The sequence below is a fragment of the Stenotrophomonas sp. BIO128-Bstrain genome (genome assembly GCF_030128875.1).
Lineage (GTDB): Bacteria > Pseudomonadota > Gammaproteobacteria > Xanthomonadales > Xanthomonadaceae > Stenotrophomonas > Stenotrophomonas bentonitica_A.
In genome coordinates this window covers 2,665,478-2,689,002 of sequence record NZ_CP124620.1, presented here as the reverse complement: position 1 = coordinate 2,689,002, position 23,525 = coordinate 2,665,478, and the positions used below count along the sequence as shown (strand labels likewise).

Below are 23,525 nucleotides of genomic sequence, written 5' to 3'. Positions count from 1 at the left end.
AGCTTAGTGCGCGCGCGGCGGTCCGGCCAGCGCCTGCAGCGCATCGAGCAGTGCACGTGGGCGCTCCGGGCTGACCAGCACGGCGCTGCCATCGCGCAGCGGCAGGTGCAGCACACGGCTGCTGTCGGTGATCAGGCAGAACGCCTTGCTGCGGTCGGCCATCCGGTAATGACCGGACTGGAACCCGGGCATGCCGTAGCCGTTGGTCTTGATCGTGGGCTTGTAGCGGCCATGCTCGGCGAAATCGACGATGCGCGCCTCATCCAGGCGCATGGCGCTCACCGGCACGCGCTTGCGGTAGAAGGTCGACTGCACCTCCAGCGTGTCCTGGTGCAGCACGATGCTGCGGCGGGTGTACGCCCAGGTCAGCGCCGCGGCCAGCACCGCCAGGAACGGCAGGGTGATGAACAGTTCGGTGTGCGAGCGCTCCGGTGCATCCAGCGCGGTGCCCACCATCACGCCAGCGACCAGCAGCAGCGGAACCCACAACCACAGCAACCGCCAGGCCGGCGATGGGGCGACGTCGAAGCGGTGAAGTGCACTCACCTCATGCCTCCTTCTTGAAGATCAGCACCGACGTCGTGAACGGAGGTGCCGACACCAGGCTGATCGCGTTGACCAGCTCCCAGCCCAGTTGGCCCTGCCTGGTCAGTTCCTGCTGGATCTGCTCGGCGTTGACGATTCCCATCAGGTTCGGCTTCACCTCAATGGTCAGGTAGTTCCAGCGCTTGCTCATGACTTGCTCTCCTTGTCGGTGGTGGGTCTGGGAAGGCGTCCGGCCTTGCGCAGCGCATCGCGCAGCACGTATTCGATCTGCGCGTTGAGGCTGCGCAGCTCGTCGTCGGCCCAGCGCTGCGCCGCCGCCAGGACGTCGGCATTGATACGCAGCGGGTACGCTTTCTTTTCGGTCATGCGGGGTCCTTTATCCACACCCCGTGCCGTCCCCTCGGCGCCGGGCTGCGTTGGTAAGTGCCGACCCTGGGTCGGCACGTGGGTGCATCAATACAGCGAACCGGCGTTGACCACCGGCTGGGTGCCACGGTCCGAACACAGCACGGTCAGCAGGTTGCTCACCATGTGCGCCTTGCGCTCTTCATCGAGCTGCACCACGCCGTTCTTCTGCAGTTCGGCCAGGGCCATCTCAACCATGCCGACCGCACCGGCCACGATCCGCGTGCGCGCAGCAATGACCGCGTTGGCCTGCTGGCGCTGCAGCATCGCCTGTGCGATTTCCGGTGCGTAGGCGAGGTGGCTGATGCGCGCATCGATCACCTGCACGCCGGCATCGGCCAGGCGCTCGGCCAGTTCGTCCTTGAGGTGCTGGGAGATCTCGGCGGCATGGCTGCGCAGCGACAACTGGCCCTCCTCGTGCTGGTCATACGGGTAGCTGGTGGCCATCGCACGCAGCGCCGATTCGGACTGGATGTGCACGAAGCTTTCGTAGTCGTCCACGTTGTAGACGGCCTCGGAGGCGTCCACCACCTGCCACACGATCACCGCGGCAATCTCGATCGGGCTGCCGTCCAGCTCGTTGACCTTCAGCTTGCCGCTTTCGAAGTTGCGCACGCGCTGGCTCACCTTGACCTTGGTGAAGAACGGGTTGTTCCAGCGCAGGCCGTTCTCCTTCACGGTGCCGACGTACTTGCCGAACAGGCTGACCACCACCGCCTGGTTGGGCTGCACGGTATACAGCCCGACCAGGCTGACCAGGGCGGTGGTGGCCAGCAGCAGGCTGCCGATGATCAGTGCCGGGTTGCGGTTTCCCTTATCCACCCCGACCACGAACATCCACACGGCTACCGCGGTCAGGGCCAGCACCAGCAGCAGGAAGGGCAGGCCGGACAGCGAGCGGATCGACTTCTCTTTCATGGCAGGGCGTCCTTGGGTAGTTGATAGGACGATATCAAATTGATATCAGTCCGCAAGTGCCGGGCCAGCCGGCCATGGGGCGGCCGCAGCGGCTAGAATGCCCTCCCGTCTCTGTTGCCCGGAACACCGCCATGTCCACGCTCGGTACGCCGCTGTCTCCTTCCGCCACCCGTGTGCTGCTGCTGGGGTCCGGTGAACTTGGCAAGGAGGTCGCCATCGAACTGCAGCGGCTGGGGGTGGAGGTGATCGCCGCCGACCGTTATGCCGATGCCCCGGCGATGCAGGTGGCGCACCGCTCGCACGTGATCGACATGCTCGACGCGATGGCGCTGCGCGCGCTGATCGCGCAGGAGAAGCCGCACCTGGTGGTGCCGGAGATCGAGGCGATCCACACCGAGACACTGGTGCAACTGGAACAGGAGCAGGGCCTGCGGGTCGTGCCGACCGCGCGTGCCGCGCGCCTGACCATGGACCGTGAGGGCATCCGCCGTCTGGCCGCCGAGACGCTGGGCCTGCCGACCTCGCCGTACCGCTTCGTGGATACCGATGCCGAGTACCGTGCCGCCGTGGCGGCGATCGGGCTGCCGTGCGTGGTCAAGCCGGTGATGTCCTCCTCGGGCAAGGGCCAGAGCACGCTGCGCAGCGAGGCGGACATCGCCCCGGCCTGGGAGTACGCGCAGACCGGCGGCCGTGCCGGGGCCGGGCGCTGCATCGTGGAAGGGTTCATCGACTTCGAGTACGAGATCACGCTGCTGACCGTGCGCCATGCCGGTGGCACGTCGTTCTGTGCCCCGATCGGCCATTGGCAGAAGGACGGGGATTACCGCGAGAGCTGGCAGCCGCAGCCGATGTCGCCGCGTGCCCTGGCACGGGCCGAGGAGATCTCGCAGGCGATCACCGATGAGCTGGGCGGCTGGGGTCTGTTCGGGGTCGAGTTGTTCGTGAAGGGCGACGAGGTGTGGTTCAGCGAGGTGTCGCCGCGTCCGCATGACACCGGTCTGGTGACGTTGGTTTCGCAGGAGCTCAGTGAGTTCGCGCTGCATGCGCGCGCGATCCTGGGGCTGCCGATTCCGGTGATCCGCCAGAGCGGTCCGTCGGCCTCGTGCGCGCTGTTGGCACACGGCGAGGGTGTCCCGTTCTTCAGCAACGTGGCCGCGGCGCTGGTGCATCCGGATTCGGCACTGCGTCTGTTCGGCAAGCCGAGCGTGCATGGGCATCGCCGGGTCGGGGTGACGCTGGCGCGGGGGGCGGACATCGATGAGGCGCGGAAGATCGCGCGTGAGGCGGCTGAGGCGATCGGGATCGAGTTGCGGTCGTGAGGCAGGGCGCCTTGGGTGCGGCCGGTGTGAGGTGATCGGTCTGCCCGATCACCTCCTCGTGGAAGGTCGGTTGCGCGGTTCGAACAGCGGAGCAAACGAAAAACGGCGAGCCTTGGCTCGCCGTTTTTTTGTTAAGAGCGACGCGGGCCTTACTTCAGGTCGACCCACACGAGGTGGTGGTCGCTGCCGTCGGCGATTTTTGCTTCCGGGCTGTCATTGGACGGCCAGAACACGCCGCTGCCGAGGTAGCTGAAGCCGACCGAGGGCAGCACGTAGTCCAGGCGCATGGTGCCGGATTTCGGGCCGAAGTCACCGGTGGCATGGAAGGGGGCGCCCTTGCGGACGATGCCTTTCTCGGCGTACGCCAGGCTGGTCTGTTCGGCGCCGACGCTGCGCGGGGTGGGGTAGCGCAGGACACGCGGGTTTTCGATCAGTTCGACGATGGCCTCGTGGCGGCCGTCGCCGTCGACCGGGTCGTTGTTGAGGTCGCCGAGGATGACGAAGCGCGCGTCCTGCGGAAGGCCGCCACAGTGGCCACGGTCATCGCACAGCCAGGACGTGTCGCGGTCCTTGAGGTAGTCCTGCCACAGGCGCAGTTCGTCGTGGTTGCGGGCGGCGTTGCGCTTTTCCGGGCCGTCGAAGACCGGCGGGGTCGGGTGCGAGACCAGGGCGTGTACGGTGCCGTTCGGGGTGTTCACCGGCACGTCCCAATGCGACTTGGAGGACAGGCGCAGCTGCGACCAGACGTGGTCGTTGTAGAAGGATTTACCGGTGCGCGGATCGATCGGGCGCAGCGCGCCGGGCATGGTGCTCCACTTCAGCAGCTGGAAGCTGCGGACCTTGGCCGCGTCGATCGGGTAGCGCGACAGCACCAGCATGCCGTACTGGCCCGGGTGCAGGCCGTAGCCCCAGGCATCGTTGCCACGGGCGCGGCCTTCGCCGCCGATCTCGCCGTTGTTGTCCAGGTCCAGGCCGCTCTGCACGCCGGTGTTGACCGGGGCGAGGTAGCGGTAAGCGTAGTGCAGCGGCTCGCCACCGCCGGGCTGGGCGGCTTCCAGGTAGCGCTGCTGGAACAGGTCGGCGGCGCGGTGGGCGTCGTCGTAGTCGAACTCGTTGAGCAGCACCAGATCCGGGCGGACCTGCTGCAGGACGGCGGCGATCTTGCGCGCGTGTTCGCTGTCGCCTTCGAGCTCGGCGATCAGGCCGCCGGTCTCGTCGCTGTACAGGGAGGTGTTGTAGGTGGCGATCCGCAGCGGTGCGGAAGCAGTCTCCGGCATGGCGGCGGTCTTGGCAGGGGTCTGTGCGCAGGCGCCGCAGAGCAGGGCCAGGGCAAGGATCAGGGGATGGGCTTTCATCCGCCTATTTTGCACCCGGCACGGTGTCAGTGTTGCGTCAGCGGCCGTCCCGTTCGTCATCGAAGGCGTGCCAGCGGCGCCCATCGTAGGCCTCCAGCGGGCGGAACCGTCGCTTGTAGTCCATTTTGCGGTGGTCGCGGATCCAGTAACCCAGGTACAGGTGCGGCAGCTGCTCGCGCTGGGCCCAGGCGATCTGCTGCAGGATCGCGAAGGTGCCCAGGCCGCGATGGGCTTGGTCCGGGTCGAAGAAGGTATAGACCGCCGAGAGCCCCTGCGGGGTCACATCGGTCACGGCGACCGCGAGCAGGGGGCCGCGGTGGCCGTCCGCGGCCGGGCCGCGGATCTCGATGAAGCGGCCCTGCGACCAGCGCCCGATCAGGAACTGGTCGAACTCGTGCGGGCCGTGCTCGTCCATGCCGCCCTGCGCGTGGCGGTGGGTGAGGTAGCGGTGGTACAGCGCGAACTGCTCGTCGGTCTGCTCGGCCGCGACGATGCGCACTTCCAGGTCCGCATTGCGGGCCAGGCAGCGGCGCTGGCTGCGGTCCGGCGCGAAGCGGGCCACGGGGATGCGCACGGCCACGCAGGCGTGGCAGTCGGCGCAGTGTGGGCGGTAGACCAGATCGCCGGAGCGGCGGAAGCCCCAGCCCAGCGCCATCGGGTACAGCGTGCCCAGGCGAGGATCGTTGGGATCGAGCACCAGATCGCGTGCGGCCCGTTCCGGCCAGTAGCCACAGGGGTGGTCGCCGGTCTGGAACAGTCGCAGCTCGTCGTCGCGGTCGCCGTGTATTGCCATGCCCACAGCATAGCCCCGTGCCGTCGCAGCCGGCACGACTGTCTGCCAAATGAATGTGGCCGGCCGGGCTGTCAACGCTGCTGGCGTCCACGCGTTGTTACCGGTGTGGGTGCCATGCACCACACGCAGAACCCCTTACGAACCGGAGTTACCCATGCGCAACCGCAAATCCCTCCTGCTGCTGGCCCTGCTGCTGTCCACCGGTGCTGCCGGCCTGGCGGTCGCCGCCGATACCCCCGTCGCCGGCGACAAGCCTGCCCGCGCCAAGCTGGATACCAATGGCGATGGCTTCATCGACCGCACCGAAGCGGCGAAGGCCCCGCGCCTGGCCGCGCAGTTCGACACCCTGGACACCAACAAGGACGGCAAGCTCTCCCGCGAGGAACTGCCGCGCGGGCACGGCAAGCGCCACGGGCGTGGCCCGGGTGGCCATGGCGACTGGATGGCCAAGCTGGACACCAACAAGGATGGCCGCATCAGCCGTGAGGAAGCCAAGGCCGATCCGCGCCTGGCCGCGCGCTTCGATGAGATGGACGTCAACAAGGATGGCTACCTGGACAAGGCCGACCGCGAGCTGCGCATGAAGCAGCATCGTGACGCCTGGTTCGCCGCGGCCGACACCAACAAGGACGGCCAGCTGAGCAAGGCCGAGTTCGATGCAGCCAAGGGCCCGTTCGGTGGCCCGCGTGGCGATCATCGCGATGGCAAGCACCGCGACGGCAAGCCGCCGATGGCGCCGAAGGCACCGGCGGCGAAGTAAGCATCCCGCTGAAGCTGCGCAGGACGAAAGCGCCGGTCATCGACCGGCGCTTTTCTGTGTCAGATCCGGCCGTTCCTGTACATCGCCCAGACGATGGTGCCGACCACGAACAGGTTCATCACCCACAGCGCCTTGCGGCCGTACAGCGACTCGTACTTCCAGTTCGGGCCGGTGCGTCCATGGCGCGCCGCATCGCGCGCGATCATCGGGGCCATGATCCGCTGCAGCGGAACGAGACACTGATAGTTGATCAGGCCAAGCCCGATCGCCAACGCCACCACGGGCCAGTACCAGGCAAGCGGCAGGAAGCTCAGGGCGAAGACGGCGACGCACGTCAGCATGGCAGTGAACGTGCTGTAGTGCACGAACCCGCGGATGGCGGTTCGCTCACTCTCGTTCTCGGCGTACGAGAGCAGGTAACGGCCCCCCAGGTAGCTGCCCAGTACGCCCCCGACCACGCTGCCGGCGATCGCACCCCAGGCGAAATCCGGCGGCAGCACGTGGCTCTGGCTGGCTGCCGCACTCAGTGAACCCAGGGCGGCACCGCCGGAAACACTGGCACCGCCCAGCCCGAGCTTACTGGTGCCCAGCCCAGTGCCGAGCAGGATCGCGGCACTGGCCGTACCGGGCGCGGCGACCAGCACCATCGAGACCACCGTTGTGGCGAACGCGGCACTCGGCGCGCTGCTGCGCGCGAACTCGCTGAAGCGGCGCATCATCTCGTCGCGAACGGTGGCGCGAGCGCGCGAGAGGCGCTTGCGCACGGCGGCATCGCTGAGGCCGAGCAGATCGGCGACCTGCTGCGAGCTCTGGCCTTCGCGGTAATACAGCAGCAGGGTCTCGCGGCTGTCTTCGGGCAGCGCCGAGATGATCTCTTCGGCCGCCAGTTCCTCTTCCACCCGCTGCAGGTGCTCCGGGGCGCTCGGGCTGGGGTCGGCGGCCATGTTGATGGCGATTTCGGCGGCTTCGCCGGAGAGCGGACGGCCGCGGTTGGCGCGCAGCCAGTCGCGGGCCAGGTTGCGGGTGATCTGGCGCAGCCATGGCAGGAAGCTGGCATGGCTGTGCAGCTGGTTGAGCTGCTGCCAGGCCTTGATGAAGGCCTCCTGCGCGATGTCCTCACTGGCGTGCACGTCGCGGGTGATCGCCAGCGCGATCGCGGTGACCGTGTTCTGGCAGGCCAGCACGATGCGGCCGTAGGACTGCTGGCAGCCACCGGCGGCGGCGGGCAGCTCGCGTTCGAGCGTGGTGGTCAGCGGATGCGGCGTCATGGTGTCCTCCCCCGGGGATGGTCCCATCATGACGCGTGCCGGGCCCGGATGTGACCGGGTCGTGCCGGCCGCTGGCCGGCTCTGCAGGCTTCCAACCGCACGAGGAGCCGGCCAGCGGCCGGCACTACGTTATTCGGTGGGCTGGATCCGGACCCGCACTTCCTCTTCTTCCGGTGGGGTGGCCGCCGGTGCGGTCGGCGTCGAGGCCGGCTGGGTCACCGGTGCCGGGGCGGGCGCCACCACCGGCGCGCCGCGGTGGCGCATGACCACCACCATCGCCACGGCAGCGATCACCAGCAGCAGGCCGATGCGGATGCGCCAGGCCCAGTTGCGCGGGGCGTCGGCCTGGGCGACCTCGTCGCGGAACGCGAACTGCGCGGTCGGGTGGTCGCGGCGGGTGGTTTCCAGCAGGCGCGCATCACGCAGGATCTCGCGGGCGCGCGGCTGGTCGTCGGCATGCACCACCCACAGGGTCGGATGGGTCGTGGCCTTTTCCTTGTCCAGATAGCTGAACTGGCTGCCGCGCTTGCTGTGGTACGAGCGCCCGTTGGTGATGCGCACTTCAATGCCGGCGTCGCGCAGCAGCTGGGCCACGCCTTCGACGGTTTCCACGCGCTGGCTGTTGAAGATCTGTCTCATGTCAGTCCTTGGCCGGTACGGCGGCGGCCGCGGCACTGTCCTCGACCACCCGGATCAGGCCTTCCTGTGCGGTGCTGGCGACCAGGATGCCGTTGCGGGTGAAGAACTGGCCACGCGCCAGTCCGCGCGAATCCTGCGCGCTGGGGCTGTCGAGCGAGTACAGCAGCCAATCGTCGGCGCGGAACGGGCGGTGGAACCAGATCGCGTGGTCCAGCGAGGCCATCTGCACGTGCGGCTGGTAGTAGCTGATGCCGTGCGGGAAGGTCGCGGTGCCGAGCAGATGGAAATCCGAGGCGTAGGCGAGCAGCGCCTGGTGCAGCTCAGGGGCATCGCCAACGGTCTCGTTCAGGCGCAGCCACACCTGGTGGTACGGCGGACGCTTGGGCGGATTGAGTTCATCGCGCGGGTACACGTGGCGGAACTCGAACGGGCCGCCCCGCGAGAGCCAGCGCTGCACCTTGATCGGCAGGCGATCCAGGACCGCCTGCGGCAGCGGCTGGTTCGGCTCGATGTCTTCGGGCTGCGGCACTTCCGGCATCTTGTGCTGGTGCTCGGCGCCGGTCTCGGCCTGCTGGAACGAGGCCGCGCAGAAGAAGATCACCTTGCCGTGCTGGATCGCGGTGACCCGGCGCACGGAAAAGCTGCCGCCATCGCGGGTGCGGTCCACGTCATAGACGATGGGATGGTCGATGTTGCCCGCGCGCAGGAAGTAGGCGTGCAGCGAATGCACGTGGCGGCCGTTCTCGACGGTCTTCTGGGCGGCCGACAGCGCCTGGCCCAGCACCTGGCCGCCAAAGACGTACTTGGTGCCGATATCGCGGCTCTGGCCGCGGAACAGATTGTCTTCCAGGCGTTCGAGCGAGAGCAGGTCGATCAGCTCGGAAACGACGGGTTCGTGCGTGGCGGACAAGGGAAGCAACCTGGGGTGGGCGAACGCAAATTATAGGGTAGTGCCGGCCCATGGCCGGCAACCACGCACCACTTCGATCTTTCATTGCCTGGTTGCCGGCCAGCGGCCGGCACGACCGGTGTACATGGCGTCGAGAAGCGCCGGCCAGCGGCCGGCACTACCGGTGTGCGCGGGTGCGTCAGCCGTGGTGGGTCATCCCTTGCCCAGCCTGGCCACCAGCCCCTGCAGTGCCTGCTGGGCGTCCGGGGCGTACCAGGCCTCGACGAAGCGGTCGAGCTGGATCAGATCGGCGTGCAGGGCCTCGTGCAGGTCGGCGCGGGCGATGGTGCGGGTCAGCAGCATCGGCTGCCGCGGCAGCTTGAGCAGGCTCTGCAGCCAGGCCACGGCGCGGGCGACGACCAGGTCGGCATCGACCACCTCATCGACCAGCCCGATCTCCAGCGCACGCTCGGCCGGCACCATCTCGCCGCCGACCAGCAGGGTGGTGGCCCGGTGATGCCCGACGACGCGGCGCATCAGGCGCTGGATCCCTTCCGGCGCAACCAGCCCGACCTGGACCTCGTTCAGGCCGATCACGGTGGGATGGGCGGCATCGGGGCTGCGCGCGATGATCCGGTAGTCGCAGCACAGGGCGAGCACGCAGCCACCGGCCGGGGCGTGCCCGGTCAGGGCTGCCACTACCGGTACGCGGCATTCGGCCAGCGTGCGCACGGCGCCGAAGAAGGCCTGCCAGCTGTCCAGCAGCTTGTGCTTGTCCTCGCCGTGGCTGAGCAGGTGCGGCACGTCCATGCCAGCGCTGAAGATGCGCTCGCTGCCCGAGAGCACGATGCCGTGCACGTCATCGGCCATGGCCTGGTTGATCGCCTGGATCAGGTGCCGGCACAGCTCGGTGTCCAACGCATTGACCGGGGGACGCGCCAGCCGCAGTTCGCGGATGGGGCCATGGTTGATCACCTCGATGAGCGTCGTCATGCTGCAGTCTCGTTGCGGACAGGGAACGAAGCCGATGATAACCAAACCATTCGTGTGCGTATTGTTGGGGGTGTGTGCGTTCGCAGCATCGGCGGTGGCCATGGCGGCGGAGCCCGCCTGCGTGTCGCTGCGCGATGGTTGGCTTCGCCTGCCTCCGGGCGCGATGCCGATGGCGGCCGGCTACGGCCAGATCCGCAATGACTGTCGCGCCCCGGTGGTGGTGGTCGCTGCAGGCAGCAAAGCGTTCGGCGATGTGTCGCTGCACGAAACCACGCTGGTGGACGGGGTCAGCCGCATGCGCGCGGTGGAGCGCCTGCCCATCGCGGCGGGCGCGACGGTCGAGCTGAAACCCGGTGGCCTGCACCTGATGTTGATGCAGCCGGAGGTGGCGCTGAAAGCGGGGGCGCAGCTGCCGTTGCGGCTGAGCCTGGAAGACGGGCGCAAGGTGGATGGAACGTTGCAGGTGCGCAGCGCGCTACCGTAAACCTTCATGGGGCGTAGAAGGGTAGTGCCGGCCGATGGCCGGCATTACCTTTCAGTTCGGCGCGGCGAAACCTGTCAGCTTGACGCGGCGGAACCTGTCAGCTTGACGCGGCGGAACCCATCAGCTCGATGCCGTACGGATCGCCTCGGGCAACGGCGCGCTCTTGCCGGTCTGCGTGTCCATCCAGACCACCACCACGTTGCCGTCCGAATACAGCGTGCTGTCGTTCTTCTCGTCCACGATGCGGTGGCCGATGGTCACGCTGCTAAGGTAGCTCTAAGACCAGTCGAAGGAGAACAGCACCGTTCGGCTTACCGGTTCGTACAACATCACGATCGCATCGGCGCCTGCCGCGCACCAATTGTAGCCGGCCACCTCGGCCACGGCGAAGAATTTGTGGCCGTCGCGGGTAACGGTTACGTCTTCCATATCCGCAGTACGGTCGCGTTCGTGCATGACTGGAAGAATCGAAATCTCGAAAGCTGGCGGGATTTCTGCCGTCTCTGTCCAGTTTCCCCATGAAATCGGCCCGCCCAACGTATCAAGGAATGCATGTTCCCTGGGCTCGCCATCGCCGTAACGTGAGTAGCTGGCCAGTTTGCTGTGCTGCTGGAAGTACGCTTTGGCTTTGGCATGGCTGTCACGCATTTCGGCGACGTGCGTGCGCCCACCTTCGTCTTCTACCGCATCTCCCTGAAAGTATCCCTCGTTGCCGAGAAAGCGCATGCGGTCATCCGCAGTCAGCTCGAAGGCGATCCAGTTGCTGCCGGTGAAATCATTATGCTGATCTTCGGTGTTGTCACCGATGCAGCCCTCATACGGCTCGATCGGGCACAGCATGGTTGCCACCTGGCCAGCCAGTTCCGGGCGCAGCACGCCAAGGTCGATCTTCAGCAGCGGCAACAGGTGCTGGCTGAGCCAAGCCTGGTCGGCAGGGAAGACGTCGTTGGGGAAGGGGACCATGCCGGGCAGCAGGTCGCGCAGTTCGGTCTGGTGGATCATCTCAGTCCTTTGAAGGTTCTCGGTGGCAGAGTCGAGCAGCCTCGACTCTACCAAGTGCTGCCAGGCTCGTCAGCTCGATGCCGTACGGATCGCCTCGGGCAACGGCGCGCTCTTGCCGGTCTGCGTGTCCATCCAGACCACCACCACGTTGCCGTCCGAATACAGCGTGCTGTCGTTCTTCTCGTCCACGATGCGGTGGCCGATGGTCACGCTGCTGTTGCCGAGGCGCTCGACGAACAGCTCCACCACGATGTCGTTGGGCCACACGATCGGCAGGCGGTAGTTGACGTTGGTCGCCGCCACTACCGGTGCGATGCGGTCGGTCATCGAAACGCCCTCCACCCCCAGCATCCAGCGCACACGCGCTTCTTCCAGGTAGGAGATGTACTTGGCGTTGTTGACGTGGCCCATGCTATCCATGTCGCGCCAGCGGACGCTGATCGGTACGCGGGCGAGGATCTTGTGTTCGCTGCTCATTACTTCTTCTTCGCCTTCGTGGTCTTGGCAGGGCTGGTTTTGCTGGGGGTTGCCGCACGCGTGGCGGCAACCGCCTTCTTGGCCACCTTGGCCGGCTTTTCCGGCTTGGCCTTGCGCGGCGGGCGGGCGTCGGGCTTGTTGGCCACGGCCGCCGGCTGTTCCGGGCGCGCGCTGGTGGAAGGCAGCATCTTGGCAAGGAACTGGCCGGTGTACGAGGTCGGGCAGGCCGCCACGTCTTCCGGCGTACCTGTGACCAGGATGGTGCCACCGCGATGGCCGCCTTCCGGACCCAGATCGACGATCCAGTCGGCGGTCTTGATCACGTCCAGGTTGTGCTCGATCACCACCACCGTGTTGCCTTCGTCGCGCAGCTTGTGCAGCACGCCGAGCAGCGCCTCGATATCGTGGAAGTGCAGGCCGGTGGTCGGCTCATCCAGGATGTACAGCGTGCGGCCGGTATCGCGGCGCGACAGTTCCTTGGAGAGCTTCACACGCTGCGCTTCACCACCGGACAACGTCGTCGCGCTCTGGCCCAGCTTGATGTAGCTCAGGCCCACGTCGACCAGCGTTTCCAGCTTGCGCGCAATGCTCGGCACCGGCTCGAACAGCTTCAGCGCATCTTCGACGGTCATCTGCAGCACGTCGTTGATGTTGTAGCCCTTGTAGAGGATCTCCAGCGTTTCGCGGTTGTAGCGCTTGCCATGGCAGACATCGCAGGGCACGTACACGTCCGGCAGGAAGTGCATTTCCACCTTGATCAGGCCATCGCCCTGGCACGCTTCGCAGCGGCCGCCGCGCACGTTGAAGCTGAAACGGCCCGGCGAATAGCCACGTGCACGTGCTTCGGGCACCTGCGCGTACAGCTCGCGCAGCGGCGTGAACAGACCGGTGTAGGTGGCCGGGTTCGAGCGCGGGGTGCGGCCGATCGGCGACTGATCGATGTCCACCACCTTGTCGAACAGATCCAGCCCGTCCACTTCCTTGTAGGGAGCGATCGGGTGCGAGGAGCCATTGATCTCGTTGGCCGCCAGCGAGAATAGGGTGTCGTTGATCAGGGTCGACTTGCCCGAGCCGGACACGCCGGTGATGCAGGTCAGCAGGCCGGACGGGATGTCCAGGTCCACGCCCTTGAGGTTGTTGCCGCTGGCGCCGCGCAGGTGCAGCGTCATCTTCGGGTTGGGCTTGTGCCGGCGCGCGGGGATCTCGATGGCGCGCTTGCCCGACAGGTACTGGCCGGTCAGCGAACGCGGTGCATCCAGGATGTCCTGCAGGGTGCCCTGGCCGACGATCTCGCCGCCATGCACGCCCGCGCCCGGACCGATATCCAGCACGTAGTCGGCCAGACGGATCGCGTCTTCGTCATGCTCGACCACGATCACCGTATTGCCCAGGTCGCGCAGGCGGGTGAGGGTGCCGAGCAGGCGTTCGTTGTCGCGCTGGTGCAGGCCGATGGACGGCTCATCCAGCACGTACATGACGCCGACCAGGCCGGCACCGATCTGCGAGGCCAGCCGGATGCGCTGGGCTTCGCCACCGGAGAGGGTATCGGCCTTGCGCTCCAGGGTGAGGTAATCCAGCCCGACATCGACCAGGAAGCCGAGGCGTTCACCGATCTCCTTGACGATCTTGCCCGCGATCTCGCCGCGCCAGCCGGGCAGGGTCATGCCGCTGAAGAACTTCAGCGCGTCGTCGATCGGCATCACCACCAGTTCGGGCAGTGCACGGTCGGCCACGAACACGTTGCGCGCAGCCTTGTTCAGGCGCTGGCCGTTGCACTCGGGGCAGTTGCGTTCGCTGATGTACTTGGCCAGCTCTTCGCGCACCGCGGCCGATTCGGTTTCTTTGTAGCGGCGCTCGAGGTTGGGAATGATGCCCTCGAAGCGATGCTTGCGCTGGGTGCGGCCACCGGCTTCGGTGAAGTAGGTGAAGGTGATGGTTTCATCGCCGCTGCCGTACAGCACGGCCTGGCGCACATCCTCGGGCAGGCTCTGCCAGGGGGCGTCGGTGTCGAACTTGTAGTGCTTGGCCAGCGAGGCGATCAGCTGGAAGTAATACGCATTGCGGCGGTCCCAGCCGCGCACGGCACCGGCCGAGAGCGACAGCTCCGGGTGCACCACCACGCGCGAGGGATCGAAGAATTCGGCCATGCCCAAGCCATCGCAGCCCGGGCAGGCGCCGACCGGCGAGTTGAACGAGAACAGGCGCGGCTCCAGCTCCGGCAGCGAGTAATCGCAGACCGGGCAGCTGTACTTGGACGAGAACAGATGCGCAGGCGCATCCTCCACATCCAGCGACTGCACCGAGACCATGCCGTCGCCCAGCTTCAGCGCGGTTTCAAAGCTTTCGGCCAGGCGCTGCTTGATGTCCTCGCGCGGGCGGAAGCGGTCGATCACCGCTTCGATGGTGTGCTTCTGGCGCAGCGCCAGCGGCGGCACCGCATCGATTTCATGCAGCTGGCCATCCACGCGCACGCGCACATACCCCTGCGCGCGCAGCTGGTCGAAGACCTGGGCGTGCTCGCCCTTGCGCTCGCGGATCACCGGGGCCAGCAGCATGTAGCGCTGCTCGGCGTCCAGGGTGAGCACGTGGTCGACCATCTGGCTGACCGTCTGCGCCTCCAGCGGGTAGCCGTGGTCCGGGCAGCGCGGGCTGCCGACGCGGGCATACAGCAGGCGCAGGTAGTCGTAGATCTCGGTGATCGTGCCGACGGTCGAGCGCGGGTTGTGCGAGGTCGACTTCTGCTCGATCGAGATCGCCGGGGACAGGCCCTCGATGTGGTCCAGGTCCGGCTTTTCCATCACGCTGAGGAACTGGCGGGCATAGGCCGACAGCGACTCCACGTAACGGCGCTGGCCTTCGGCGTAAATGGTGTCGAACGCCAACGACGACTTGCCCGAGCCGGACAGGCCGGTGATGACAATGAGCTTGTCGCGGGGCAGGTCGAGATCGATGTTCTTGAGATTGTGCGTCCGCGCGCCGCGGATGCGGATGAAATCCATCGCCATGGGGGATCCGTTGTGGGGCTTCGGCTCAGGGAGCCGGCAAGCGGGTGGGGCAATCGGAAACGGCAATCGGTCAGCCTACCGAGCTTGGGATTTGGGGGCAATCGCGGACTTTGCCACCCCCATGTCTCATTCCCTGAGACCCCGCCAGCCGGTTTCCTGAACCGTATTCAGCCAAATCCGGGTCAGAGCAGGGGGTGGGTTGACCCGAAGTGGTTGAAGTCATTAAAATTCCGCTTCTGTCCGCCCTCGATGGCGGCAGTCCATAGACCACAATAACTACAGAGGAAGTCTGGTCATGTACGCAGTACTGGTAACCGGCGGTAAGCAATACCGCGTGGCGCAGGGCGAAACGCTCCGCGTTGAAAAGCTCGAAGTCGAAGTCGGCAACGAGATCAAGTTCGACAACATCCTGATGCTGGGCGACAGCGATGGCATCAAGCTGGGCGACGCGCTGAGCGGCGCTTCGGTCACCGCCAAGGTCGTGTCCCAGGGTCGTGCCGACAAGGTCCGGATCATCAAGTTCCGTCGCCGTAAGCACCACATGAAGCGCCAGGGTCACCGTCAGTACTACACCGAAATCGAGATCACCGGCATTGCCGGTGGCAGCAAGTAATAAGGAGAAGCAGTCATGGCACATAAGAAGGGCGTAGGCTCATCGCGCAACGGTCGCGACTCCAACCCGAAATACCTCGGCGTCAAGATCTTCGGTGGCCAGGCCATCGACGCCGGCAACATCATCGTGCGTCAGCGCGGCACCCAGTTCCACCCGGGTACCGGCGTTGGCCTCGGCCGTGACCACACCCTGTTCGCGCTCGTCGACGGCAAGGTGGAGTTCTCGGTCAAGGGCCCGAAGAAGCGTCGTACCGTCAGCGTCGTCGCCGAAGCCTGATCTTCAGCGGTACGCAGGCGCCCACGCCACGGCGTGGGGTCGCTGACGAAAGCCCCGCTTCGGCGGGGTTTTTCGTTGGTATCGAATATCGGGCGGGACATTTCCCGCCGCCGGCCCTGGATCGTACCGGGGCCGTTAGACTCTGCGGTGGGGTGCACCTCGCGCCCGCCGCCTCCAGATTGGCATCCAGAATCATGAAACTTGTAGACGAAGCAGAAATCCAGGTGATCGCCGGCAATGGCGGCAACGGCTGCATCGGTTTCCGTCGCGAGAAGTTCATTCCGCTGGGCGGGCCGGACGGTGGCGACGGCGGTAATGGCGGCAGCGTGTGGATCCGCGCCGACGAGAACCTCAACACCCTGGTCGACTTCCGCCATGACCGCATCTTCAAGGCGCAGCGCGGCGAGAACGGCATGGGCCGCCAGGCCTACGGCAAGGGCGGCGAAGACCTGGTCATCACCGTGCCGGTCGGCACCGTGATCATGAACGTCAGCACCGATGAAGTGATCGGCGACCTGACCGGCCATGGTGACCGCCTGCTGGTCGCCAAGGGCGGCCGCGGCGGCCTGGGCAACATGCATTTCAAGAGCTCCACCAACCGCTCGCCGCGCCAGGCGCTGCCGGGCGAAGAGGGTGAAGAGCGCCTGCTCAAGCTCGAACTGAAGCTGCTGGCCGACGTGGGCCTGCTGGGCTTCCCGAACGCCGGCAAGAGCACGCTGATCCGCGCCGTGTCCGCTGCGACGCCGAAGGTTGCGGATTACCCGTTCACCACGCTGTACCCCAATCTGGGTGTCGTGCGCGTGGAGAACTACCGCAGCTTCGTGATCGCCGACATTCCCGGTCTGATCGAGGGTGCGGCCGATGGTGCCGGCCTGGGCGCGCAGTTCCTGCGCCACCTGCAGCGCACCCGCCTGCTGCTGCACCTCGTGGACATCTCCCCGATGGAAGGTGGCGTGGAAGGTGTCTCGCCGATCGAGCAGGTCCGGGCGATCGAGCGCGAGCTGGAAAAGCACGACCCGGAGCTGCTGAACAAGCCGCGCTGGCTGGTGCTGAACAAGGCCGACCTGATGTTCGAGGACGAGGCCAAGGCTGCCGCCGAGAAGATCATCGCCGAGCTGGGCTGGACCCAGCCGTGGTACCTGGTCTCGGCCCTGGGCCGTGAAGGCACCTGGCCGATCATGAACAACATCATGGCCTTCTTCGATCGGCAGAAGGAAGACGAGGCGCAAGCGCGCGATGCGTACTGAGCGCACCCGCGCGCCCCTGAGAAACCCGGCTCCGGCCGGGTTTTTCTGTGGTGCCGCCGTCGCCGCCAGCCGGGCTGGACGTCGCAGATCGCAGGCAACAAAAAACCCGGCCGGGGCCGGGCTTTTCTCTGCGGCTGGATCGAAGCCACGCGTGGCGTGGCTCTACGACACCCGCAGCGCCGTATCAGGCGGCCTTGATGGCCTTGATGCGCGCGGTCAGGCGGCTCTTGTGGCGAGCAGCCTTGTTCTTGTGGATCAGACCACGCGAGCTGAAACGGTCGAGGATCGGCTGGGCAACAGCGAAGGCTGCCTCGGCGCCGGCGGCGTCATTGGCATCCAGAGCCTTGATCACCTTCTTGACAGCGGTGCGCAGCATCGAACGCTGAGCCGTATTGCGCGCGTTGCGCACGACGGTCTGCTTGGCGCGCTTCTTGGCGGACTTGATATTGGCCACAGTGGTGGTTTCCTGAAAAATCGGTGTAATGGGAACAGCAAGCTGGAAAGTATGATGGCTCGAAAAATGTACGTCAAGTCAATTGTCAAGAGGGAACACGGGTGAGTTCACCAAGGATGTTGCGGGGCCTGCTGTCTTTCAGCAGCATGACCATGATTTCGCGGGTGTTGGGGCTGGTTCGCGACCTGGTCATCACCACCACGTTCGGCACCAATGCGGTGACCGACGCCTTCTGGGTCGCCTTCCGGGTGCCCAATTTCCTGCGCCGCCTGTTCGCCGAGGGCTCGTTCGCCACCGCGTTCGTCCCGGTGTTCACGGAAGTGAAGGAAACCCGCTCCCACGCCGAACTGCGCGAGCTGATGTCGCGGGTGGCCGGCACCCTGGGCGGGGTCCTGCTGCTGGTCACCGCGCTGGCGCTGATCTTCGCGCCCCAGCTGGCGACCCTGTTCTCCAGCGGGGTGGATACCGACCCGGCCAAGCATGGCCTGCTGGTGGACCTGTTCCGGCTGACCTTCCCGTTCCTGCTGTTCGTCTCGCTGACCGCGCTGGCGGGCGGGGCGCTCAACAGTTTCCAGAAGTTCGCGATGCCGGCGCTGACCCCGGTCATCCTCAACCTGTGCATGATCGCCGGTGCGCTGTGGCTGGCCCCGCGGCTGGGCGGTACGCCGGAGAAGCAGATCCTGGCGCTGGGCTGGGCGGTGCTGGCGGCCGGGCTGCTGCAGCTGCTGTTCCAGCTGCCCTCGCTGAAGGGCATCAACCTGCTGACCCTGCCGCGCTGGGGCTGGCAGCATCCGGGCGTGCGCAAGGTGCTGACCCTGATGGTGCCGACCCTGTTCGGTTCTTCGATCGCGCAGATCAACCTGCTGCTGGACACCGTGATCGCCGCCAAGCTGACCGACGGCTCGCAGTCCTGGCTGTCGCTGGCTGATCGCTTCCTGGAGCTGCCGCTGGGCGTGTTCGGGGTGGCGCTTGGCACGGTGATCCTGCCGGCGCTGGCCCGCCACCATGTCAGCACCGACAAGGCCGGCTTCTCCAGCGCGCTGGACTGGGGCCTGCGCACGACCCTGCTGATCGCCGTTCCGGCCATGCTGGGCCTGCTGCTGCTGGCCGAGCCGCTGATCGCCACGGTGTTCCAGTACGGGCGCTTCACTGCCTTCGATACCCGGATGACCGCGCTGTCGGTGTACGGCCTGAGCTTCGCGCTGCCGGCGTTCGCGCTGCTCAAGGTGGTCCTGCCGGCCTTCTACGCCCGCCAGGACACCCGTACCCCGGTCCGCGCCGGCGTGGCCGCGCTGGTGGCCAACATGGTGTTCAACTTCATTCTGCTGGCCGTGCTGTACCAGGTGATGGTGCCCGACGCGCTCAAGGCGCAGGGCGTGTGGGTCGCGCTGGGCAAGCAGCCGGGCCTGCACCTGGCGCTGGGCATTGCCAGCGCGCTGTCCAGTTATCTGAACCTGGGCCTGCTCTGGTACTGGCTGGGCAAGACCGATGTGTATCAGCCCAAGCCGGGTTGGGGCGGCTATGTCACCAAGCTGGGGCTGGCCTGCGTGGCCATGGTGGCGGTGCTGCTGGCCCTGCGTTACGGGATGGCGGACTTCACCGGCATGGACAAATGGCACCGGATCGGCAACCTCGCGCTGCTGGTCGGCGGCGGTGGCCTGACCTACCTGGTGGCCCTGATCGCGACGGGCTTCCGCCCGCGCCACCTGCGGGAGCATTGATCCGGGGGCAGCCCGGCTATACTTCATGGCTATCTCTTGCAAAGCATCGGCCCTGGTGGGCCGCATTCCACGTAGATGAGCAGGCTGTTTAGAAGCGTCGAAGGCGGGCAGTTGTTCCCGCACGGAAGCGTGGTCTGCATCGGCGCATTCGACGGCCTGCACCTGGGTCATCGTGCGTTGGTGCGCCACGCCGTTTCGCGCGCGCGCGCATTGGGTGTGGCCGCCGTGGCAGTGGCCTTCGAGCCGCTGCCGCGCGAGTACTTCGCCCAGGGCGAGCCGCCGCCGCGGTTGACCCTGGCCCGCGACAAGGTCGCGATGCTGCGCGAGCTCGGCGTCGATGCGATCGGCCTGCTGCGCTTCGACGCGCGCATGGCCGCGATGCAGGCCGAGGATTTCGTCGAGCAGCTGCTGGTGCACCGGCTGAGCGCGCGCGAGGTGTGGATCGGGCCGGAGTTCTGCTTCGGCAACCGCCGCCGCGGCGATCTGGCCCTGCTGCAGGCGATGGGCCGCGAGCGTGGCTTCAGTGCCGACGAGATCGAACCGGTGGATCTGCACGGTGAGCGCATCTCCAGCACCCGCATCCGTCAGTTGCTGCGCGCCGGTGATTTCAGCCACGCCGGCGATCTGTTGGGCAGGCCGTATACGATTGGAGGCAGGGTAGTGCGCGGCCGCCAGTTGGGCCGTACGCTGGGGTTCCCGACCGCCAACCTGCGCTTCCCGAAGACGCCGGCGTTGTCGGGGATCTATGCCACCTGGGTCCACGGCGTGTTCGACCAGCCGTGGCCCTCGGTCTCCAGCTTCGGTACGCGTCCCACCGTGGATGGCGTGGAGCCGCTGCTGGAGGCGCACCTGTTTGATTTCCAGGGCGACCTGTACGGTCGCCACATCGATGTCGAATTCGTCGCCAAGTTGCGCGACGAAGAAAAGTTCCACGATCTGGCCGCGTTGACCGACCAGATGCACCGTGACGCCGAACAGGCCCGTCACATCCTTTCCGAACACAGATTGCGAGCCACTGCGTGAGCCAGGACTACAAAGCCACCCTTCATCTGCCGGCAACCGAATTCCCGATGCGCGGCGACCTGCCCAAGCGCGAGCCGGGCATTCTGTCGCGCTGGGAGGACGAGGGCCTTTACGCCCGCCTGCGCGACAACGCGCAGGGCCGCCCGCTGTTCGTGCTGCACGACGGCCCGCCCTACGCCAATGGCCAGATCCATCTGGGCCACGCGGTCAACAAGATCCTCAAGGACATCATCGTCAAGTCGCGCTACCTGGCCGGCTTCGATGCGCCGTACGTGCCGGGCTGGGATTGCCACGGCCTGCCGATCGAGATCGCGGTCGAGAAGAAGTGGGGCAAGGTCGGCGTCAAGCTCGATGCGGTCGCGTTCCGCCAGAAGTGCCGCGAGTTCGCCGAAGAGCAGATCGAACTGCAGCGCCGCGACTTCAAGCGCCTGGGCGTGATCGGCGATTGGGACAACCCGTACAAAACGCTGAGCTTCGATTTCGAAGCCAACGAGATCCGCGCGCTGTCCAAGGTCTTCGCCAACGGTCACATCGTGCGCGGCGCCAAGCCGGTGCACTGGTGCTTCGACTGCGGCTCGGCGCTGGCCGAAGCCGAGATCGAATACCAGGACAAGACTTCCCCGGCGATCGACGTGGCCTACGTGTCGCGTGATTCGCAGCAGCTGGCCGCGCGCTTCGGCGCGACCCTGCCGGCTGATGTCGAGGTTGCGGTGCCGATCTGGACCACCACCCCGTGGACGCTGCCGGCCTCGCTGGCGGTGTCCCTCGGTGCGGAGATCGAGTACGTGCTGGCCGAAGGCCCGGCCCACCACGGCAAGCGCCGTTGGCTGGTGCTGGCCGCCGCGCTGGCCGAGCGTTCGCTGCAGCGCTATGGCGTGGACGGCCTGGTCGTGCACGGCCGTGCCACCGGCGCCGCGCTGGAAAACCTGCTGCTGGCCCATCCGTTCTATCCGCAGCGCGACATCCCGCTGCTCAACGGCGAGCACGTCTCCGACGAAGACGGTACCGGTGCGGTGCATACCGCCCCGGGCCATGGCCAGGAAGACTTCGTGGTCAGCCAGCAGTACGGGCTGATGGACAAGTACAACGCCGGCCAGATCAATCCGGTCGACGGCCGTGGCGTGTACCTGTCCTCGACCCCGCCGGCCGGCGATGTCGAGCTGGCCGGCGTGCACCTGTGGAAGGCGCAGCCGCTGATCGTCGATGTGTTGCGTGCGTCCGGTGCGCTGCTGGCGTATGTCGAGATCGTGCACAGTTACCCGCACTGCTGGCGCCACAAGACCCCGGTCGTGTTCCGTGCCACCCCGCAGTGGTTCATCTCGATGGACAAGGCCAACCTGCGCAGCGATGCGATGGCCGCGATCGACAACGTCGGCTGGTTCCCGAGCTGGGGCAAGGCGCGCATCGGCTCGATGGTCGATGGCCGTCCGGACTGGTGCATCAGCCGCCAGCGCACCTGGGGTGTGCCGATCGCGCTGTTCACCCATCGTGAAACCGGTGAGCCGCACCCGCGTACCGTCGAGCTGATGCAGCAGGTCGCCGACCGCGTGCAGGCCGAAGGCATCGACGTGTGGTACTCCCTGGACAGCGCCGAGCTGCTGGGCGATGAAGCGCCGCACTACGAGAAGGTCACCGACATCCTCGATGTCTGGTTCGACTCGGGCGTGACCCATGAAGGCGTGCTGCTGGCGCGTGGCTTCGGCAAGCCGGCCGATCTGTACCTGGAAGGCTCGGACCAGCACCGCGGCTGGTTCCAGTCCTCGCTGCTGACCGGCGTGGCCATCGACAAGCAGGCCCCGTACAAGCAGTGCCTCACCCACGGCTTCACCGTGGATGAGAAGGGCCGCAAGATGTCCAAGTCACTGGGCAACGGCATCGAGCCGCAGGACATCATGAAGACCCTCGGCGCGGACATCCTGCGCCTGTGGATCGCCTCGGCCGACTACAGCAACGAAATGTCGCTGTCGCAGGAAATCCTCAAGCGCAACGCGGATGCCTACCGGCGCCTGCGCAACACCGCGCGCTTCCTGCTCGGCAACCTGGACGGCTTCGACCCGGCCCAGCATCGGGTGGCCCCGGCCGACATGGTCGCGCTGGACCGCTGGATCGTGCATCGCGCCTTCGAGGTGCAGGAGAAGATCAAGGCGGCGTACACCGGCTACAACATGGCCGAGATCGTGCAGCTGCTGCTGAACTTCTGCAGCGTGGATCTGGGCTCGGTGTATCTGGATGTCACCAAGGACCGCCTGTACACCATGCCGGTGGACTCGCGCGGCCGCCGCTCGGCGCAGACCGCGATGTACCACATCGCCGAAGCGTTCACGCGCTGGATCGCGCCGATCCTGAGCTTCACCGCCGATGAGCTGTGGGGGTACCTGCCGGGCGAGCGCAAGGAGAACGTGCTGTTCGCCACGTGGTACGAGGGCCTGGCTCCGTTGCCGGCCGATGCACCGCTCAGCGCGGCCGATTTCGACCAGCTGCTGGCCCTGCGCGAGCAGGTCGCCAAGGTGCTTGAGCCGATGCGCGCCAATGGTGCGATCGGTGCGGCGCTGGAAGCGGAGATCACCGTCGCCGCGGATGGCGAGACCGCCGCGCGCTGGCAGCCGCTGGCCGAGGAGCTGCGCTTCCTGCTGATCAGCGGTGACGTGCAGGTGCGCCCGGCGACCACCGACGAGGTGTTCGTCAGCGCCCAGCCGACCGGCAAGCAGAAGTGCGTGCGCTGCTGGCATTACCGCGCCGATGTCGGCTCGGTCGCTGCGCATCCGGAACTGTGTGGCCGCTGCGTGACCAACATCGATGGGGCCGGCGAAGACCGGCGGTGGTTCTGATGGCCGCCGCCCGTCCGCGTCCGAACGCGCTGATCTGGCTGCTGCTCTCGGCGGCGATCATCATCGCCGACCAGTGGAGCAAGGCCTGGGTGCTGTCCAGCCTGCCCGAGTACGAGCCGGTGGTGGTCATCGAGGGCTTCTGGAACTGGTTCCGCACCTATAACACCGGTGCGGCATTCAGCTTCCTGAGCGATGCCGGTGGCTGGCAGCTGTGGTTCTTCACCGCACTGGCGGTGGGCATCAGCGGCCTGATGGCCTACTGGATGTGGGGCACCGCTCGCGGCGCCTGGCGCAGCGCCGTGCCTTACGCGCTGGTGATCGGCGGGGCGATCGGCAACGTGATCGACCGCCTCATGCACGGTCATGTGGTCGATTTCATCCAGTGGCATATCGGGGACCATTACTGGCCCTCGTTCAATATCGCTGATTCGGCGATCGTGCTCGGCGCGGTGGGTATCGCCCTGTTCGGCCTGTTCGACGGCAAGGCTGCCAAAAAAGCGGGATAATTCC

The 23,525-nt window shown here is 66.6% G+C and carries 24 protein-coding genes and 1 pseudogene; 10 read left to right on the top strand and 15 right to left on the bottom strand.

Translation table 11 applies throughout. The annotated features are described in order from the left end of the window. Positions 1-3: 3 nt before the first annotated feature. The 4 genes from POS15_RS12155 to POS15_RS12140 all read right to left on the bottom strand — a co-directional run bounded on the left by POS15_RS12155 (position 4) and on the right by POS15_RS12140 (position 1,869). On the bottom strand, positions 4-546 hold the full coding sequence (locus POS15_RS12155) for a PH domain-containing protein (RefSeq protein ID WP_019184533.1): 543 nt from the start codon (positions 544-546) through the stop codon (positions 4-6). Between the two features lies 1 nt (position 547). Beyond that, positions 548-736: a DUF4177 domain-containing protein gene (locus POS15_RS12150; RefSeq protein ID WP_284128220.1), complete on the bottom strand. Its 189-nt coding sequence runs from the start codon at positions 734-736 to the stop codon at positions 548-550. Next, a complete protein-coding gene (locus tag POS15_RS12145; protein WP_046272204.1) occupies positions 733-912 on the bottom strand; it encodes a hypothetical protein in 180 nt (59 codons plus the stop codon). The genes POS15_RS12150 and POS15_RS12145 overlap by 4 nt, the downstream gene beginning before the upstream one ends. A gap of 87 nt (positions 913-999) precedes the next feature. Continuing rightward, positions 1,000-1,869 carry an SPFH domain-containing protein gene (locus POS15_RS12140; RefSeq protein ID WP_070473430.1) on the bottom strand — a complete coding sequence of 290 codons (870 nt, stop codon included), beginning with the start codon at positions 1,867-1,869 and terminating at the stop codon, positions 1,000-1,002. A 131-nt stretch (positions 1,870-2,000) separates the two neighbouring features. Between POS15_RS12140 and purT the strand changes: the two genes are divergently transcribed. Then, complete coding sequence (gene purT, locus POS15_RS12135; RefSeq protein ID WP_284128219.1) at positions 2,001-3,188, top strand: formate-dependent phosphoribosylglycinamide formyltransferase; 1,188 nt, start codon at positions 2,001-2,003, stop codon at positions 3,186-3,188. 149 nt (positions 3,189-3,337) lie between these two features. Here the strand turns inward: purT and POS15_RS12130 are convergent, their stop codons facing one another. Both POS15_RS12130 and POS15_RS12125 read right to left on the bottom strand, forming a co-directional pair. Then, positions 3,338-4,543 carry an endonuclease/exonuclease/phosphatase family protein gene (locus POS15_RS12130; RefSeq protein WP_019184528.1) on the bottom strand — a complete coding sequence of 402 codons (1,206 nt, stop codon included), beginning with the start codon at positions 4,541-4,543 and terminating at the stop codon, positions 3,338-3,340. A 37-nt stretch (positions 4,544-4,580) separates the two neighbouring features. After that, positions 4,581-5,336 carry an arginyltransferase gene (locus tag POS15_RS12125; RefSeq protein ID WP_019184527.1) on the bottom strand — a complete coding sequence of 252 codons (756 nt, stop codon included), beginning with the start codon at positions 5,334-5,336 and terminating at the stop codon, positions 4,581-4,583. Between the two features lie 154 nt (positions 5,337-5,490). Between POS15_RS12125 and POS15_RS12120 the strand changes: the two genes are divergently transcribed. Next, positions 5,491-6,096, top strand: coding sequence for an EF-hand domain-containing protein (locus POS15_RS12120; RefSeq protein WP_046272200.1), 606 nt, complete (start codon positions 5,491-5,493; stop codon positions 6,094-6,096). Positions 6,097-6,155: 59 nt separating this feature from the next. On the opposite strand, the gene POS15_RS12115 is transcribed toward POS15_RS12120, so the two are convergent. The 4 genes from POS15_RS12115 to POS15_RS12100 all read right to left on the bottom strand — a co-directional run bounded on the left by POS15_RS12115 (position 6,156) and on the right by POS15_RS12100 (position 9,885). Further along, entirely contained in the window at positions 6,156-7,364 is a 1,209-nt protein-coding gene (locus POS15_RS12115; RefSeq protein WP_261997829.1) for an RNA polymerase sigma factor, read from the bottom strand. Between the two features lie 129 nt (positions 7,365-7,493). Next, the gene (locus tag POS15_RS12110; RefSeq protein ID WP_070473420.1) at positions 7,494-8,003 is read right to left on the bottom strand and encodes a DUF2007 domain-containing protein; all 510 of its coding nucleotides are present in this window, start codon (positions 8,001-8,003) and stop codon (positions 7,494-7,496) included. 1 nt (position 8,004) lies between these two features. Next, a complete protein-coding gene (gene tesB / locus POS15_RS12105; RefSeq protein WP_026069994.1) occupies positions 8,005-8,913 on the bottom strand; it encodes an acyl-CoA thioesterase II in 909 nt (302 codons plus the stop codon). 192 nt (positions 8,914-9,105) lie between these two features. Continuing rightward, a complete protein-coding gene (locus tag POS15_RS12100; RefSeq protein WP_019184522.1) occupies positions 9,106-9,885 on the bottom strand; it encodes an enoyl-CoA hydratase/isomerase family protein in 780 nt (259 codons plus the stop codon). A 34-nt stretch (positions 9,886-9,919) separates the two neighbouring features. Here POS15_RS12100 and POS15_RS12095 point away from each other — a divergent pair, with 34 nt between their 5' ends. Beyond that, the gene (locus POS15_RS12095; protein WP_070426860.1) at positions 9,920-10,369 is read left to right on the top strand and encodes a copper chaperone PCu(A)C; all 450 of its coding nucleotides are present in this window, start codon (positions 9,920-9,922) and stop codon (positions 10,367-10,369) included. A 120-nt stretch (positions 10,370-10,489) separates the two neighbouring features. On the opposite strand, the pseudogene POS15_RS12090 reads toward POS15_RS12095, so the two are convergent. From POS15_RS12090 to uvrA, 4 genes and pseudogenes are all read right to left on the bottom strand, one after another. Beyond that, positions 10,490-10,636 (bottom strand): annotated as a pseudogene (locus POS15_RS12090) (acyl-CoA thioesterase); the annotation flags it as partial. A 9-nt stretch (positions 10,637-10,645) separates the two neighbouring features. Beyond that, positions 10,646-11,371, bottom strand: coding sequence for a hypothetical protein (locus POS15_RS12085; protein ID WP_019186285.1), 726 nt, complete (start codon positions 11,369-11,371; stop codon positions 10,646-10,648). A 69-nt stretch (positions 11,372-11,440) separates the two neighbouring features. After that, a complete protein-coding gene (locus tag POS15_RS12080) occupies positions 11,441-11,848 on the bottom strand; it encodes a thioesterase family protein (protein WP_019184520.1) in 408 nt (135 codons plus the stop codon). Further along, positions 11,848-14,853, bottom strand: coding sequence for an excinuclease ABC subunit UvrA (gene uvrA / locus POS15_RS12075; protein WP_019184519.1), 3,006 nt, complete (start codon positions 14,851-14,853; stop codon positions 11,848-11,850). The genes POS15_RS12080 and uvrA overlap by 1 nt, the downstream gene beginning before the upstream one ends. Before the next feature lie 295 nt (positions 14,854-15,148). Between uvrA and rplU the strand changes: the two genes are divergently transcribed. The 3 genes from rplU (at position 15,149) to obgE (ending at position 16,989) form a co-directional block, all read left to right on the top strand. Continuing rightward, positions 15,149-15,466, top strand: a complete 318-nt coding sequence (gene rplU / locus POS15_RS12070; protein ID WP_019184518.1) for a 50S ribosomal protein L21 — start codon at positions 15,149-15,151, stop codon at positions 15,464-15,466. Positions 15,467-15,481: 15 nt separating this feature from the next. Further along, complete coding sequence (rpmA, locus tag POS15_RS12065) at positions 15,482-15,742, top strand: 50S ribosomal protein L27 (protein ID WP_019184517.1); 261 nt, start codon at positions 15,482-15,484, stop codon at positions 15,740-15,742. A 194-nt stretch (positions 15,743-15,936) separates the two neighbouring features. Continuing rightward, positions 15,937-16,989 carry a GTPase ObgE gene (gene obgE, locus POS15_RS12060; protein WP_046272194.1) on the top strand — a complete coding sequence of 351 codons (1,053 nt, stop codon included), beginning with the start codon at positions 15,937-15,939 and terminating at the stop codon, positions 16,987-16,989. A 184-nt stretch (positions 16,990-17,173) separates the two neighbouring features. On the opposite strand, the gene rpsT is transcribed toward obgE, so the two are convergent. Continuing rightward, positions 17,174-17,443: a 30S ribosomal protein S20 gene (gene rpsT / locus POS15_RS12055; RefSeq protein ID WP_019184515.1), complete on the bottom strand. Its 270-nt coding sequence runs from the start codon at positions 17,441-17,443 to the stop codon at positions 17,174-17,176. A gap of 116 nt (positions 17,444-17,559) precedes the next feature. Here rpsT and murJ point away from each other — a divergent pair, with 116 nt between their 5' ends. From murJ to lspA, 4 genes are all read left to right on the top strand, one after another. Continuing rightward, the gene (gene murJ, locus POS15_RS12050) at positions 17,560-19,164 is read left to right on the top strand and encodes a murein biosynthesis integral membrane protein MurJ (RefSeq protein ID WP_284129639.1); all 1,605 of its coding nucleotides are present in this window, start codon (positions 17,560-17,562) and stop codon (positions 19,162-19,164) included. Between the two features lie 75 nt (positions 19,165-19,239). Continuing rightward, the gene (locus tag POS15_RS12045) at positions 19,240-20,187 is read left to right on the top strand and encodes a bifunctional riboflavin kinase/FAD synthetase (RefSeq protein ID WP_019184513.1); all 948 of its coding nucleotides are present in this window, start codon (positions 19,240-19,242) and stop codon (positions 20,185-20,187) included. Further along, positions 20,184-23,015 (top strand): isoleucine--tRNA ligase, encoded by a 2,832-nt coding sequence (gene ileS, locus POS15_RS12040; RefSeq protein ID WP_284128218.1) that lies wholly within the window; start codon positions 20,184-20,186, stop codon positions 23,013-23,015. The genes POS15_RS12045 and ileS overlap by 4 nt, the downstream gene beginning before the upstream one ends. Beyond that, on the top strand, positions 23,015-23,521 hold the full coding sequence (lspA, locus tag POS15_RS12035) for a signal peptidase II (protein WP_019184511.1): 507 nt from the start codon (positions 23,015-23,017) through the stop codon (positions 23,519-23,521). The genes ileS and lspA overlap by 1 nt, the downstream gene beginning before the upstream one ends. Positions 23,522-23,525: the final 4 nt, after the last annotated feature.